The sequence below is a fragment of the Agromyces ramosus genome, assembly GCF_004216665.1.
Lineage (GTDB): Bacteria > Actinomycetota > Actinomycetes > Actinomycetales > Microbacteriaceae > Agromyces > Agromyces ramosus.
Window position 1 is genome coordinate 1 of sequence record NZ_SGWY01000001.1, and the last position, 14,571, is coordinate 14,571.

12 protein-coding genes are annotated in these 14,571 nt (G+C 71.7%); 3 read left to right on the forward strand and 9 right to left on the reverse strand.

What is annotated here, in order from left to right; all coding sequences use genetic code 11:
• Nucleotides 1-492: 492 nt before the first annotated feature.
• A complete protein-coding gene (gene tyrS, locus EV187_RS00005) occupies nucleotides 493-1,794 on the reverse strand; it encodes a tyrosine--tRNA ligase (protein WP_242609356.1) in 1,302 nt (433 codons plus the stop codon).
• A 149-nt stretch (nucleotides 1,795-1,943) separates the two neighbouring features.
• On the opposite strand from tyrS, the gene EV187_RS00010 reads away from it, so the two are divergent.
• Together EV187_RS00010 and EV187_RS00015 are read left to right on the forward strand one after the other, a co-directional pair.
• Nucleotides 1,944-2,570, forward strand: coding sequence for a DNA-binding protein (locus tag EV187_RS00010; protein WP_130351006.1), 627 nt, complete (start codon nucleotides 1,944-1,946; stop codon nucleotides 2,568-2,570).
• Nucleotides 2,571-2,643: 73 nt separating this feature from the next.
• Nucleotides 2,644-3,246 carry a hypothetical protein gene (locus tag EV187_RS00015; RefSeq protein ID WP_130351007.1) on the forward strand — a complete coding sequence of 201 codons (603 nt, stop codon included), beginning with the start codon at nucleotides 2,644-2,646 and terminating at the stop codon, nucleotides 3,244-3,246.
• 10 nt (nucleotides 3,247-3,256) lie between these two features.
• On the opposite strand, the gene EV187_RS00020 is transcribed toward EV187_RS00015, so the two are convergent.
• Genes EV187_RS00020 through argC form a run of 7 tightly spaced genes read right to left on the reverse strand, consistent with a single transcriptional unit; the run spans nucleotide 3,257 to nucleotide 10,670 of the window.
• The gene (locus EV187_RS00020; RefSeq protein WP_130351008.1) at nucleotides 3,257-3,877 is read right to left on the reverse strand and encodes a DNA-3-methyladenine glycosylase; all 621 of its coding nucleotides are present in this window, start codon (nucleotides 3,875-3,877) and stop codon (nucleotides 3,257-3,259) included.
• An 8-nt stretch (nucleotides 3,878-3,885) separates the two neighbouring features.
• Entirely contained in the window at nucleotides 3,886-5,364 is a 1,479-nt protein-coding gene (gene argH / locus EV187_RS00025; protein ID WP_130351009.1) for an argininosuccinate lyase, read from the reverse strand.
• Nucleotides 5,364-6,293, reverse strand: a complete 930-nt coding sequence (gene argF, locus EV187_RS00030; RefSeq protein ID WP_130351010.1) for an ornithine carbamoyltransferase — start codon at nucleotides 6,291-6,293, stop codon at nucleotides 5,364-5,366. Before argF ends, argH begins: the two co-directional genes overlap by 1 nt.
• A gap of 35 nt (nucleotides 6,294-6,328) precedes the next feature.
• Entirely contained in the window at nucleotides 6,329-7,540 is a 1,212-nt protein-coding gene (locus tag EV187_RS00035) for an acetylornithine transaminase (RefSeq protein ID WP_242609357.1), read from the reverse strand.
• Nucleotides 7,537-8,475: an acetylglutamate kinase gene (gene argB, locus EV187_RS00040; protein WP_130351011.1), complete on the reverse strand. Its 939-nt coding sequence runs from the start codon at nucleotides 8,473-8,475 to the stop codon at nucleotides 7,537-7,539. The genes EV187_RS00035 and argB overlap by 4 nt, the downstream gene beginning before the upstream one ends.
• 3 nt (nucleotides 8,476-8,478) lie before the next feature.
• Nucleotides 8,479-9,630 carry a bifunctional glutamate N-acetyltransferase/amino-acid acetyltransferase ArgJ gene (gene argJ, locus EV187_RS00045; RefSeq protein ID WP_130351012.1) on the reverse strand — a complete coding sequence of 384 codons (1,152 nt, stop codon included), beginning with the start codon at nucleotides 9,628-9,630 and terminating at the stop codon, nucleotides 8,479-8,481.
• Nucleotides 9,627-10,670 (reverse strand): N-acetyl-gamma-glutamyl-phosphate reductase, encoded by a 1,044-nt coding sequence (gene argC, locus EV187_RS00050; protein ID WP_130351013.1) that lies wholly within the window; start codon nucleotides 10,668-10,670, stop codon nucleotides 9,627-9,629. Before argC ends, argJ begins: the two co-directional genes overlap by 4 nt.
• 318 nt (nucleotides 10,671-10,988) lie before the next feature.
• Between argC and EV187_RS00055 the strand changes: the two genes are divergently transcribed.
• The gene (locus EV187_RS00055) at nucleotides 10,989-11,975 is read left to right on the forward strand and encodes an NAD-dependent epimerase/dehydratase family protein (RefSeq protein ID WP_130351014.1); all 987 of its coding nucleotides are present in this window, start codon (nucleotides 10,989-10,991) and stop codon (nucleotides 11,973-11,975) included.
• A 69-nt stretch (nucleotides 11,976-12,044) separates the two neighbouring features.
• On the opposite strand, the gene pheT is transcribed toward EV187_RS00055, so the two are convergent.
• Nucleotides 12,045-14,570, reverse strand: a complete 2,526-nt coding sequence (gene pheT / locus EV187_RS00060; RefSeq protein ID WP_130351015.1) for a phenylalanine--tRNA ligase subunit beta — start codon at nucleotides 14,568-14,570, stop codon at nucleotides 12,045-12,047.
• Between the last annotated feature and the right edge of the window lies 1 nt (nucleotide 14,571).

Consider the following 14,571-nt stretch of genomic DNA (forward strand, 5'->3'; position numbering starts at 1 on the left):
CCCACCCCAAAAGGGCAGGCCAAGAGTTGAATCTCTGACCGAGAACAATCATTACTGACTGTCCATCAATCCAAAGGAATCCCACCCCCACCAAAAGGCAGAGGACAGGGTTCAAAAATTGGCATTGAACATAGTGCACGCTGTTGAGTTCTCAAGGAACGGACGCACCCGGTTCGGCACCCATCGGGCACCTCATCCGAGGCTGTTTCGTTCGTTACCATCCGGTCATCCCGAGGGACGCATCCGAATGCTTCATGCTCACGAACAGGTTCTGTTCGAGGCTTGGAATCGTTCCGCTTGAGGCCGATGAGCGCTTCTGCTCTTTCGCACCTTTGGGGCAACGAGTGATTACATTACGTGGAATGCGGGAGTCGTGCAACTCAGGACTGCATCCCGGGCGTGTCGCGCTCGCATGCCCGGGATTCCGGGGATGCGGAAGGCCCCCGGCCGACACGTGAGGTCGATCGGGGGCCCGTTGCGCGAGTCGTGCGACTACTCGACGAAGACGCCGGCGAGGGTCTTCTTGCCGCGGCGAAGGACGGCCATGCCGCCGCGCGGGACGCGTCCCTCGAGCGTGGCGGTCTCGTCGTCGACCCGCACGTTGTCGAGCGAGACACCGCCCTGGGCGATGGCGCGCCGGCCCTCGCTCTGGCTGGCGACGAGGCCGGTGTCCGCGAGCAGCTGTGCGATCGGGGCATCCGGCGACGTCGTCGTGTTCGGCAGCTCGCGGAGCGCCGCCTCGAGCGTGTCGGGATCGAGCGTTGCGAGATCGCCCTGCCCGAACAGCGCCTGCGAGGCCGCGATGACCGCCGCCGTGGCATCCGCACCGTGCACGAGGGTCGTGACCTCGTGCGCGAGCACCCGCTGCGCCTCGCGCCGGAAGGGCTCGCGTTCGACGAGCTCCGCGAGCTCGTCGATGCGCGCCCGACTCAGGAAGGTGAAGACCTTGAGGCGGCCGATCACGTCGGCGTCATCCGTGTTGAGCCAGAACTGGTAGAAGCGGTAGGGGCTGCACATCGCGGCGTCGAGCCAGATGGCGTTGCCCTCGCTCTTGCCGAACTTCGTGCCATCGGAGTTCGTGATGAGCGGGGTGCCGATGGCGTGGACTCCCCGGCCCTCGACCTTGTGGATGAGGTCGGTGCCGCTGATGAGGTTGCCCCACTGATCGCTGCCGCCGGTCTGGAGCACGCAGCCGTACTGGCGGTGCAGCTCGAGGTAGTCGAACCCCTGCAGGATCTGGTAGCTGAACTCGGTGTAGCTGATGCCCGCATCGGAGTTGAGCCGCGAGGCCACCGCGTCCTTCTTGAGCATGGTGCCGACACGGTAGTGCTTGCCGATGTCGCGCAGGAAGTCGATGGCGCTGAGGCCCGCGGTCCAGTCGAGGTTGTTGACCATCCGCACGGCGTTGTCGCCCTCGCTCGAGAGGAATCGGCTCACCTGTCCGCGGAGGTACCCGACCCACTCGGCGACCGTCTCCTTCGTGTTCAGCGTGCGCTCGGCGGTCGGGCGCGGATCGCCGATGAGCCCGGTCGAACCGCCCACGAGGCCGAGCGGCTTGTGTCCCGCCAGCTGGAGTCGCCGCATCGTGAGGATCTGCACGAGGTTGCCCAAGTGCAGGCTGGGCGCCGTCGGGTCGAATCCGCAGTAGAACGTGATGGGCTCGCCCGCGAGGAGCTCCTTCAGCGCGGCCCGGTCGGTCGACACGTGCACGAGGCCGCGCCAGACGAGCTCCTCCCAGACATCCTCGAATGAGGGGTCATTCTGCTGGGTTGCGAGGATCACGGGGTCTGACACGCCAGCAAGGCTACCAGCGCGACCCCTCGTGATGGCTTCAGGTCGCAGCATTGATTTCGGCTGCACAAGTCTGTATCATTGATCGAAGAGAGTTCATGCCACACGCTTGAACGACGACGGTCAAGGTTGGATCATCGAACGGGGGACGGATGTTCGTCATCACCGCAGACCAGGTGGCGAGCCGGCGCGAGGGCGACCGGGCAGGCGCCCTCATCGAGGAGCTCGCCGAACGCTATGCCGACGAGCTCGTGCTCCCGGCCGACCAAACGGCGGGCGACGAGATCCAGCTCGTCACCCGGTCGGCGCCGACGGCGCTCGCGATCGTCCTCGACGCCACGCGGTTCGGGCGCTGGAGCGTCGGCGTCGGCGTCGGCGACATCCGGATGCCCCTCCCCGATGCGGCGCGGAAGGCCACCGGCTCCGCGTTCATCGCGGCACGCGAGGCGGTCGGCGCCGCGAAGCGGGCCGACGGACGGTTCGCGCTCCGTGCCGCGGGCTCGGCCGAGCTCGCCTCCCGCGCAGCCGACGTCGAGGCGCTCGTGCGCCTGGTGGTGCTCCTGCGCGAGCGCCGAACCGATCATGGCTGGGAGGTCGTGGAGCTCATGCGCGCCGGGCACCAGCAGAAGGAGGCCGCCGCGGTGCTCGACGTCAGCGCCGCCGCCGTCAGCGCGCGCCTCAAGGCCGCGATGTGGCGCGCGGAGGAGGACGCTCGGCCGGCCCTCGAGCGCCTGCTCGCCGAGCTCGAAGCCGAATCCGAACGCACCGCGCCGGAGTGACCGCGCCCCGTGCCGGTGTCTCGTTACACTGCTCGAAGCCACGACCACCCGGACGCGGCACGGAAGGAGCCTCGTGAACCTCGTCGCCGTCGCCGATGCCGTCGCCTGGACGGCCCTCCTGCTCTCGCTCACGGCGGCGACCGCGCTCTCGGTGATCGCCTTCCTCAAGCCGCGCACGTCGTTCCTCTGGTACGCGGCGGTGACACTCGGGATCGCCCTCATGGCCGCGGCCTCGATCTCGGCGCCAGCCGAGTTCGGGTTCGCTCCGCTCGTCACCGTGCTCGGCTTCACGGTCGCCGTCTTCGGCGGCAGCCCCGCCGCGGCGACCGCGCTGAACGTCGCCATGGGCCCCAGCGTGTCACCCGGCCTGCACGGCGGCATCCTCGTGACCGAGCGGCCCACCGCCGAGGAGCAACGCCAGGGCGTCGTCACCGGGGCGCGCCGCGAGGTGCTCCGCGGCGGGCTGACGATCGGCGTGCTCGAGCGCGTCGCCACCGCCGGCACGATCATCGCCGGGTTCCCCGAAGGCCTCGCCATCGTCGTCGCGGTCAAGGGCGTCGGTCGCTTCACCGAGCTCGAGGCGCCCGAGGCGAGGGAGCGGTTCATCATCGGCACGTTCGCGAGCCTGATCTGGGCGTGCGCCGCCGCGCTGGTCGTGCACCTCGCGCTGCGCTGACGCACCGACGCTAGGCGTGCGAGCGCGCGTGGCGGCGGTACGGCGAGACGCCGGGCTCGCCCGGGACCCAGAACCGCCACGGGAAGGCCGCTCCCCCGCCGGCACCGCTGACGCCGGTGCGCGGTCCGCGCTCGAACGCGAGCGGCACGGCCGGCACCTCGAGCGAGAACGGCGGCGCGAGCAGGTCGGCGCCGCTCGCGGCGAGCGGCACCCCCAGCGCGACGGCCAGCCTGGCCGGCCCCCGGGCGAGGTCGCGATCGGATGCCCCGGCCCGCCGGAGCCGGGCGAGCTCGAGCCCCTCGACCACCGTGCCGCCGCGGAGCAGCACCGCCGACGAGGCGCCCGGATGCCCGGCCACCACGTTGAGGCACGTGTGCATGCCGTACGTGAAGTACGCGTAGAGGTGCGCGGCCTCGCCGAACATGACCGCGTTCCGCCGGGTCATGCCCCGGAACGCGTGCGAACCCGGATCCTCGCCGACCCCGCGGTACGCCTCCACCTCCGACAGCCGGATCGCCACGCGTCCCTCGTCCGTGTCGTGCGACAGCACGGCGCCGAGCAGCAGCGGCGCGAGCTCGACGGAGTCTCGCGCGAAGTACTCGCGGGCGACGGCGACGAGCTGCTCCGACATCCGCCGACTCAGCGACCCGCCACCGGAAGCCCTGCGACGAGGTGCCGCACGCGGTCGGTGAGCCGTGCGAACTGCTCGTCGACCCGCACCGGCGCGGTTCCGCCGATGCCGTCGCGGCTCGCCACCGAGCCCGCGACCGAGAGGACCTCGCGCACCTCGGGGGTGAGGTGCGGCGAGATCGCCGCCAGGGCGGCGTCGTCGACCGCGTCGAGCTCGAGCGAGTGCTCCTCGGCGTAGCGCACCAGGGCGCCGGTGATCTCGTGGGCGTCGCGGAACGGCACGTGGCGCTTGACGAGCCACTCCGCGACATCCGTGGCCAGCGAGAAGCCGGCCGGCGCCAGTTCGGCCATCCGCTCCGTGTGGAAGGTGAGGGTCGCGATCATGCCGGTGAACGCCGGCAGCAGCACCTCGAGCGTCTCGACCGAGTCGAAGACCGGCTCCTTGTCCTCCTGCAGGTCGCGGTTGTACGCGAGCGGCAGCGCCTTGAGGGTCGCGAGCAGGCCCGCGAGGTTGCCGATGAGCCGGCCCGACTTGCCCCGCGCGAGCTCGGCGATGTCGGGGTTCTTCTTCTGCGGCATGATCGACGACCCGGTCGAGTAGCCGTCGTCGAGCGTGACGAAGCCGAACTCGCGCGTGTTCCAGAGGATGACCTCCTCGGCGATGCGCGAGAGATCGATGCCGATCATCGCCGCGACGAACGCGAACTCGGCGACGACGTCGCGGCTCGCGGTGCCGTCGATCGAGTTCTCGGCCGGCGAGGCGAGCCCGAGGTCGCGGGCGACGGATGCCGCGTCGAGGCCGAGCGTCGACCCGGCGAGCGCTCCCCCGCCGTAGGGCGAGACATCCGCGCGCTTCGTCCAGTCGACGAGTCGCTCGAGGTCGCGGGACAGCGCCCAGCCGTGCGCGAGCAGGTGGTGCGCGAGGAGCACGGGCTGCGCGTGCTGCAGGTGCGTGCGCCCCGGCATGATCGCGGTGCGATGCGCGTCGGCCTGCGCACCGAGCGCGTCGATGAGGTGCACGAGCTGCTGCCCGATGGTCGCGGCGTGGTCCTTGAGGTAGAGGCGCACGAGGGTGGCGATCTGGTCGTTGCGGCTGCGCCCGGCGCGGAGCTTGCCTCCGAGCTCGGGGCCGACGATGCCGATGAGCGCCGCCTCGAGCGCGCCGTGCACGTCCTCGTCGCTTTCGCCGGCGACGACCTCGCCCGACGCGACGCGTGCCTCGAGCGTCTCGAGGCCCGCGAGCATGTCGGCGAGCTCGTCGTCGCCGAGGTATCCGGCCGCAGCGAGGGCGCGGGCGTGCGCCCTCGACCCGGCGAGGTCGTACGACGCGAGCTGCCAGTCGAAGTGCGTCGACTTCGACAGCCGCGCGAGCTCGGGCGACGGCCCCGAGGCGAAGCGCGCGCCCCAGAGCGCACCCTCGTTCGTACCGTGCTCGCCGCTCGCCGCCCCGCTCGCCTGGCCGTTCACGCCGTCCCGCTCCTGCGCCATCATGCGTCCTTCCGCTCGAGGAGCCAGACGAGCAGCGCCTTCTGGGCGTGCAGCCGGTTCTCCGCCTCGTCCCAGATGATCGACTGCTCGCCGTCGATCACGTCGGCGGTGACCTCGTACCCGCGGTCGGCGGGCAGGCAGTGCATGAACACGGCGTCGGATGCCGCGAGCGACATGAGCTCGCGATCGACCCGGTACGCGCCGAAGGTGGCGACGCGGTGCGCCTTCTCGTCCTCCTTGCCCATGGAGACCCAGGTGTCGGTGACCACGACGTCGGCCCCGGCGGCGGCCTCCGCGGCATCCGTGTACAGCGTCACCGAACCGCCGGTGGCGGCCGCGATGCGGTCGGCGTCGGCGATCACGGATGCCGCGGGCGCGAACTCGTCGGGCGATGCGACCCGCACGTGCATGCCCGCGGTCACGCCCGCGAGCACGTACGACTGCGCCATGTTCGAGGCGCCGTCGCCCAGGAAGGTGACCGTGAGGCCGGCGGGGTCGCCCTTGTGCTCACGGATGGTGAGCAGGTCGGCGAGGAGCTGGCACGGGTGGAAGTCGTCGGAGAGCGCGTTCACGACCGGCACGGTGGTGCCCGCCGCCATCTCCTCGAGCCCCGCCTGGCCGTACGTGCGCCAGACGATGGCCGACACCATGCGCTCGAGCACGCGCGCCGTGTCGGACGGCGTCTCCTTGCCGCCGAGCTGGCTGTTCGCCGTCGAGATGATGAGCGGCGAGCCGCCGAGGTCGGCGATGCCGACGGCGAACGACACTCTCGTGCGGGTCGACGACTTGTCGAATATCACGGCGACCGTCTGCGGGCCGGCGAGCGGCTTCACCGCCCAGCGATCCTGCTTGAGGCGCACGGCGAGGTCGAGGATCTCGGCCTGCTCGGCCGGGGTGATGTCGTCGTCGCGGAGGAAGTGGCGGGTCATGCGGGTCCGTTCGGTGTGGATCGGGTCGTTCGGGGTCAGTGGTGCGTGGCGGCCACGGCGTCGAGCGCGCGGCCGAAGCGATCGGCGAACTCGTCGATCTCGGCGTCGCCGATGATCAGCGGCGGGGCCATGCGGATCGTGGAGTCGTTGGCCGCGTTGACGATGAGTCCGGCGCGCATCGACGCTGCGGCGACGGCGGTGGCGACGGGCTCGGTGAGCGCGATGCCGATGAGGAGTCCCCGGCCGCGGGTGCCGGCGACGAGCCGATTCCCGAGGCCCTCGACGCGATCGCGGATCTGGCATCCGCGCAGGGCCGCGTTCTCGACGAGCCCGGCGCGCTCGATCTCGCCGAGGACGGCGTTCGAGACCGCGGTCGCGAGCGGGTTGCCGCCGAAGGTGGATCCGTGCTGGCCCTTCGAGTAGAGCGAGGAGGCGCGGCCGAACGTGACGAGGCCACCGATCGGGAAACCCCCGCCGATGCCCTTCGCGACGGTGATCGCGTCGGGGGTGATGCCGTCGTGCTGGAACGCGAACCATTCGCCCGTGCGCCCGGCGCCGGTCTGGATCTCGTCGACGATGAGCAGGGCGCCATGCCGGTGCGTGAGCTCGCGAGCGGCCGCGAGGAAGCCGTCTGGGAGCTCCACGACCCCCGCCTCGCCCTGGATCGGCTCGACGAAGAGGGCCGCGACGGCGTCGTCGAGGGAACGCTCGAGCGCCTCGATCGTTGCGGGGATGTGCTCCACGCCGCCGGGGAGCGGCTCGAAGGCCTCGCGCATGTGCGGCTTGCCCGTGAGCGCGAGCGATCCCATCGTGCGCCCGTGGAATCCGTCGACGAGCGCGAGCACGCGGGTTCGCGCACCGCCCGAGTTGTTGAGCCTCGCGAGCTTGAACGCGGCCTCGTTCGCCTCGGCGCCGGAGTTGCCGAACCAGGCGCGTCCGTGCTCCGCGGCCCCGGCGAGCCGGATGATCCGTTCGGCGAGCTCGAGCGCCGGCTCGGTCGTGAAGTAGTTGGACACGTGCGCGAGGCGCGCGGCCTGCGTCGTGACGGCCTCGACGAACACCGGGTGCGCGTGGCCGAGCGAGTTCACGGCGATGCCGGCGAGGAAGTCGAGGTACTCGTGGCCGGCGTCGTCCCACACACGGGCGCCTCGGCCGTGATCGAGCTTCGCGAGCGGCATCCCGATGGAACGCATGATGCGCCGGTCGAAGCGCCCCTGCCATTCGTTCAGGTCGTCCATGTCGCTCATGCGGGCACGACCTCCGTTCCGATGCCGGACTGCGTGAACACCTCGAGCAGGATCGAGTGGGGGATCCGGCCGTCGATGATCGCCGCCTTCGCGACGCCGCCCTCGACGGCCTCGAGGCACGCGGTCATCTTGGGGATCATGCCCGACTCGAGGTGGGGCAGCAGCGCGATGAGCTCCCGTACGTCGATCACGGAGACCAGCGAGTCGCGGTTCGGCCAGTCCCGGTAGAGGCCCGCGACATCCGTGAGGATCACGAGCTTGGCCGCGCCGAGCGCCACGGCGAGCGAGGCCGCGGCCGAGTCGGCGTTCACGTTCAGGGATTGCCCGGGCGACGTGCCGTCGGGGGCGATGGACGACACCACGGGGATGCGGCCGGCGTCGAGCTGCGCGTGCACCGCGGCCGGGTCGACCGAGACGACGTCGCCGACGAGGCCGAGGTCGACCTCCTCGCCGTCGACGAGGGCACCACGGCGACGCCCCGTGAACAGCCCGGCATCCTCGCCCGAGAGGCCGGCGGCGAGCGGGCCGTGCTCGTTGATGAGCGACACGAGCTCCCGGTTCACCTGGCCCGAGAGCACCATGCGCACGACGTCCATCGTCTCGGGGGTGGTGACGCGGTAACCGCCGCGGAACTCGCTCTCGATGCCCAGGCGGGCGAGCATCGACGAGATCTGCGGACCACCGCCGTGCACCACGACCGGCCTGATGCCCGCGTAGCGGAGGTACACCATGTCCTCGGCGAACGCGCGCTGCAGCTCAGGGCTCACCATCGCGTTGCCGCCGAACTTGACGACGATCGTCTCGCCGTGGAACCGCTTCAGCCACGGCAGCGAGTCGATGAGCACCTGCGCCTTGGCCTGCGCGGCGGCCGCGTCGACCGCGGCGGCATCCGGGTCGTTTCCGGTCTGGTTCTCGAGCTGGTTCGCGTCGGTCATCCGTCAGCTCGCGTAGGCGCTGTTCTCGTGCACGTAGTCGTGCGTGAGGTCGTTGGTGAGGATGGTGGCGGATGCGTCGCCGGCGTGCAGCTCGATGAGCACGTGCGTGGCCCGCGGCGTGAGGTCGACCTGCTCGCGGGGCGCGTCGGGGCGTCCGGCGTGGCAGACGCGCACGCCGTTCATCGAGACGTCGACGAGGTACGGATCGAACGGCGCGTTCGTCGTGCCGATGGCCGCCAGCACTCGGCCCCAGTTGGGGTCGTTGCCGAAGATGGCCGCCTTGAACAGGTTGTTGCGGGCGACGGAACGGCCGACCTCGACCGCGTCGTCCTCGGTCACCGCGCCGCGCACCTCGATCGCGATGTCGTGACTCGCCCCCTCGGCGTCCTCCTGCAACTGCACGGCGAGCGACGCGCAGGCCTCGGTCACGGCGGCGGCGAAGTCGGCCGGCGCCGGCGCGACGCCCGAGGCGCCCGAGGCCATCAGGGTGACCTGGTCGTTGGTCGACATGCAGCCGTCGGAGTCGAGGCGATCGAAGGTGATCCGGGTCGCGGCGCGAAGGGCCTCGTCGAGCACGTCGGATGCCACGTGGGCATCGGTCGTGAGCACCACGAGCATCGTGGCAAGGCCGGGCGCGAGCATTCCCGCGCCCTTCGCCATGCCGCCGATACGCCAGCGGTCGCGCTCGACCACGACGGTCTTGGGACGCGTGTCGGTGGTCATGATCGCCCGTGCGGCGTCGCCGCCGCCGTCGGCGGAGAGGCGGTTGACGGCCGAGAGCACGCCCTCCTCCACGACCTCGCCGTCGAGCTGCTCGCCGATGAGGCCCGTCGAGCAGACCAACACGTCGCTTGCGGCGACGCCGAGCGCGCCGGCCGCCGCCTCGGCGGTGCGATGCGTGACCTGGAACCCCTCCGGCCCGGTGAAGCAGTTCGCGCCGCCGGAGTTCAGCACGATGGCGGCGACCCGCCCGTCGGCGGCGACCTGCTCCGACCAGAGGATCGGGTTCGCCTTCGCGCGGTTCGAGGTGAAGACCGCCGCCGCCGCGTTCGAGGGACCGCGGTTCACGATCACGGCGAGATCCATGGCGCCGGAGCGCTTGATGCCCGCGGCGATGCCGGCGGCGTCGAAGCCGGCGGGAGCGGTGACGGTCACGGTGCGACTCCGTTCACGGGCAGGCCGGTCGACTCGGCGAGGCCGAGCGCGATGTTCGCGGACTGGACGGCGGCACCGGCGGTGCCCTTCACGAGGTTGTCGACGGCGGTCACCACGACCACCCGGCCCGCCGCCTCGTCGACCGCGACCCCCATGAGCGCGGTGTTCGCGCCCAGCACGTCGGCGGTGCGCGGGAACTGGCCGGCGGGCAGCACCTGCACGAACCGCTCCCCCGCGTACGCGTCGTCCCAGGCGGCGCGGACGGTGGCGGCATCCGTGCCGGGCACGATCCGGGCCGTGGAGGTGGCGAGGATCCCGCGCGACATCGGCACGATGACCGGCGTGAACGAGATCGTCGGACGGGCGGCGCCCGCCCACCGCAGCGCCTGCGTGATCTCGGGGATGTGCCGGTGCACGCCGCCGACCGAGTACGGGTTCGCCGACCCGAGGATCTCGCCGGCCAGCAGGTGCGCCTTGAGGCTCTTGCCGGCGCCCGACGGACCGACCGCGAGCACCGAGACGAGGTCGCGGTCCTCGATGACGCCGGCGCGGATGCCGGGGGCGAGCGACAGCGCCACGGTCGACGCGTTGCAGCCGGGGGCGGCGATGCGGCGCGAACCGGTGAGCCGATCGCGCTGGGTTCCCGACAGTCGCGGCAGCTCGGGAACGCCGTAGCTCCATGCGCCGTGGTGCTCCCCGCCGTAGAACGCTGCCCACTCGTCAGGCCGTTCGAGGCGGTGGTCGGCCCCGCAGTCGATCACCAGGGTCTCGGGATCGAGCTGGGCGGCGATGGCTCCGGATGCCCCGTGCGGCAGCGCGAGGAAGACGACGTCGTGTCCGGCGAGCGTCTCGGCCGTGGTCTCCTGCAGCGTGAGGTGCGTGAAGGTGCGCAGGTGCGGCTGCACGGCGACGAGCGGCTGGCCGGCGTTGGAGTGCGCCGTCACGGTCCGCACCTCGAAGTCGGGATGGTCGGCGAGGAGGCGCAGGATCTCCCCTCCGGCATAGCCGGACGCGCCGGAAACGGCGACGGAGTACGTCATGGATCCACCTTAGGGTCTGAGCGGTCGGGGCGAGTTTCCGGCGACGCCCACGGCAGACCGTCTAGGCCGCAGCAGGGGTCGCCGGGATTCGGCGCGCGCCACGACGTCGGGTGCCGAGCTCGACGACACGCGAGAGGCGTGCGGAGCTGGGGAACCGGGCGGCGGACATGCACCGACCCTATCGACCGACCTCGACCGGATGCAATTCGTGTGACGAACGCTCGCACCGGCCCGCTGCGTGCCGGACGGAGGGCGGGCGTAGGCTCGGCGTGCGGCACCGGGCGCTCGTCCCGGGTGCGTCCACCCGAGGAGGAGACCATGGCCCTGCGCGTGCTGTTCATCGGCGGCAACGGCATCATCAGCTCGGCGTCGAGCGCCCGCATCGTTGAGCGCGGCGACGACCTCACGCTGCTCAACCGTGGCCGCAGCACCGACCGGCCGCCGATCGCGGGGGCGCGACACCTCACGGGAGACGCCGACGATGCGGCATCCGTCGCCGCCGCCATCGGCGACGAGACGTTCGACGTCGTCGCGAACTTCCGTTCCTTCTCGCCCGCCCAGGTCGAACGCGACCTCGACCTCTTCGAGGGACGCTGCCGCCAGTACGTCTACATCTCGTCGGCATCCGCGTACCAGAAGCCGGTCTCGCACCTGCCGATCACCGAGTCGACGCCGCTGCGGAACCCCTACTGGCAGTACTCGCGCGACAAGATCGCAAGCGAGGACCTGCTGGTCGCCGCATATCGCGAGCGCGGCTTCCCCGCCACGATCATCCGCCCGTCGCACACGTACGACGGCACCAGCGTGCCGCTCCTCGGCGGATGGACCGCCATCGACCGGATGCGCCGTGGCGCACCCGTGGTCGTGCAGGGCGACGGCACCAGCCTCTGGACCCTCACCCACACGCGCGACTTCGCGGTGGCGTTCACGGGGCTCCTCGGCAACGACCGCGCCGTCGGCGAGGCCTTCCACATCACGTCCGACGAGGTGCTCACCTGGGACCAGGTCGGCGAGGCGCTCGCCCGCGCCGCCGGGGCGGAGTTCCGTCCCGTGCACGTCGCGAGCGAGGCGATCGCGCGCGAACTCCCCGAGGACGGACCCGGCCTTCTCGGTGACAAGGCGCACTCCGTGGTCTTCGACAACACGAAGGTGAAGTCGCTCGTGCCCGAGTACCGGGCGATCATCCCGTTCTGGCGGGGCGCGCAGGAGATCGTCGACTGGCACGACGCCGACGCGGCACGGCGCGAGGTCGACCCGGCACTGGATGCCGCATTCGACCGCCTCATCGAGCGCCACGGCGCCTGACCGCCGCACGGGCGCCGCCCGGGCGCCACGGCGCGCCTGACCGCTGCATGGGCGCCGCTCGGGCGGACGCTAGTCCCGGATCGCCGCGCCGGCGCACTCGGCGGCCACCGCGGCGCCGGCGAGCTTGGCCTCGCTCGCCTCTGCCGCAGTCAGCGTGCGGTCCTCGGCGCGGAAGCGCAGGGCGAACGTGAGGCTCTTGGCGCCCACGGGGACCCCCTGGCCGCGGTAGTCGTCGACGAGCTCGAGGTGCTCGAGGAGCTCCCCCGCGCCGTCGCGGACGGCAGCGGCCACGGCAGCGGCCGGCACGTCGATCGCGACCATCAGCGAGAGATCCTGCGTGGCGGCCGGGTACGTGCCGATCCGGCCCGCCTCGAGGCCCGGGTCGGTCAGCCCGATCACGGCGTCGAGGTCGAGTTCGGCCACCGCGACCACCCGGGGCAGGTCGGACTCCTCGGCGAGCGTCGGCAGCAGCTCGCCCGCGTAGCCGACCGGCCGGCCGGCCACTCGAAGCTCCGCGGTGCGGCCCGGGTGCAGCGCCTGATGCGCGCCCTGCACGACCTCGATCTCGGCGCCGACGGCCAGGGCGATCCGGCGAACCGCGTCGAGCGCGTCGACGATGCCGGCGGTGACGGCCGCCTGACCGGGCTGCTTCGTCACGACGTCGCCGACGATGAGCACGCCGACGTGCCGCGGCTGCGGCGGGATGCCCGCCTGCAGCGTCTCGAGCACGGCGTCGCTGGGGCGCGCATCGCCGACCGGGAGCTCCGTCGTGCCGTACGTGCGGTCGACCTCCGGCAGGAACACGCTGCCCAGCTCGAAGATCGACACGTCCACGAGCCCGCGCGAGCGGTTGCGCTTCGCCGCAGCGACGAGCCCGGGCAGCAGCGACCGCCGCAGGAGCGCGGTGTTCGCGTCCAGGGCGTTCGCCAGGCGCACGGATGCCACGGGCGCGCCGTCGGCGCTGCCGTACGTGGCGTTCTCCGCCTCCGTGACGAACGGGAACGACAGCACCTCGGTCGAACCGGCGGCGGCCAGCGTGTCGGCGACCCGGCGCCGGATCCGCTGCGAGCGGGTCAGGCCGCGACCGGGAGGAGCCACTGGGAGCACGGACGGGATGCGGTGGTAGCCGGCGAGCCGTGCGACCTCCTCGGCGAGTTCGGCCCTGCCCGTGAGGTCGGGACGCCACGATGGCGGCACCACCTCGAACCCGCCGTCGACGCGGGTGACGACGCCACCGATCTCGGCGAGGGCATCGTGCACCTCCTCGTCGCGGTACTCGATGCCGATCAGGCCGGAGACGTAGCCGTCGGGCAGGAGGATCGCGGTGCGTGCCGGCGCCTCGTGGATGAGCGATCCGCCGACGTCGGCGGTGCCGCCTGCGAGGTCGACCATGAGCTGGGCGACGCGGGAGACCGCCGTGGCGGCGATCTCGGGGTCGACGCCGCGCTCATAGCGCTTCGCTGCCTCGCTCGGGAGCTTGTGCCGGCGGGCCGTACGCGCGATGGAGACGGGATCCCAGTTCGCGGCCTCGATGAGCACGTTCCGCGTCGAATCGCCGATCTCGGTCTCTGAACCGCCCATGACGCCGCCGAGGCCGATGGGACCGCGGTCGTCGGTGACCACCAGGTCTTCGACGTCGAGCGTGCGCTCCTTGCCGTCGAGCGTGACGAGCTTCTCGCCAGGCGTCGCCCGCCGCACGACGATGCCGCCGCGGAGGAGGTCGAGGTCGTAGCCGTGGATCGGCTGCCCGAGCTCGAGCATCACGTAGTTCGTGATGTCGACGAGCAGCGAGAGCGAGCGGATGCCGGCGAGCTTCAGCCGCGCGACCATCCACGCCGGGGTGGGGCGCGCCGGGTCCACGTCGCGCACGATCCGCGTGGCGAACACCGCCGAGCCGACGCGGCCGCGGATGGGCGCGTCGTCGCGGATCTCGACGGAGAAGCCATCGCCCGAGGCATCCACGGGCGCGGTCTGCTCGACCGGGTCGCGGAACCGGGCGCCGGTGGCGTGCGCGTACTCTCGCGCCACGCCGCGGATCGAGAATGCATAGCCGCGATCGGGCGTGACGTTGATCTCGACGGCGGCGTCGTTCAGGCCCAGCAGGGCGATCGCGTCGCTGCCGACGGGTGCGTCGATGCCGAGCGTGGAGAGGCGGAGGATGCCCTCGTGGTCGTCGCCCAATCCGAGCTCGCGCGCCGATGCGATCATGCCGTCGGATACGTGGCCGTACGTCTTGCGCGCGGCGATCGGGAACGGGCCGGGGAGGACCGCACCGGGCAGCGTCACCACGACCTTGTCGCCGACGTAGAAGTTGCGGGCGCCGCAGACGATGCCGTGCACGGCATCGCCGCCGTCGGCGGCCGTCTCACCGTCGGGCGCGACACGCACCTGGCACCACCGGATGGTCTTGCCGTTGGACTGCGGCTCCTCGACGAACTCGAGCACCTCGCCGACGACGATCGGCCCGGAGAGCTCGAACGTGTGCACGTCCTCCTCCTCGAGCCCGACCCGCACGAGGGCGGCGTGCACGTCTTCGGGAGTCGTGCCCGGCACGAGCTCCACGTACTCGGCGAGCCAGCTGAGCGGCACTCGCATG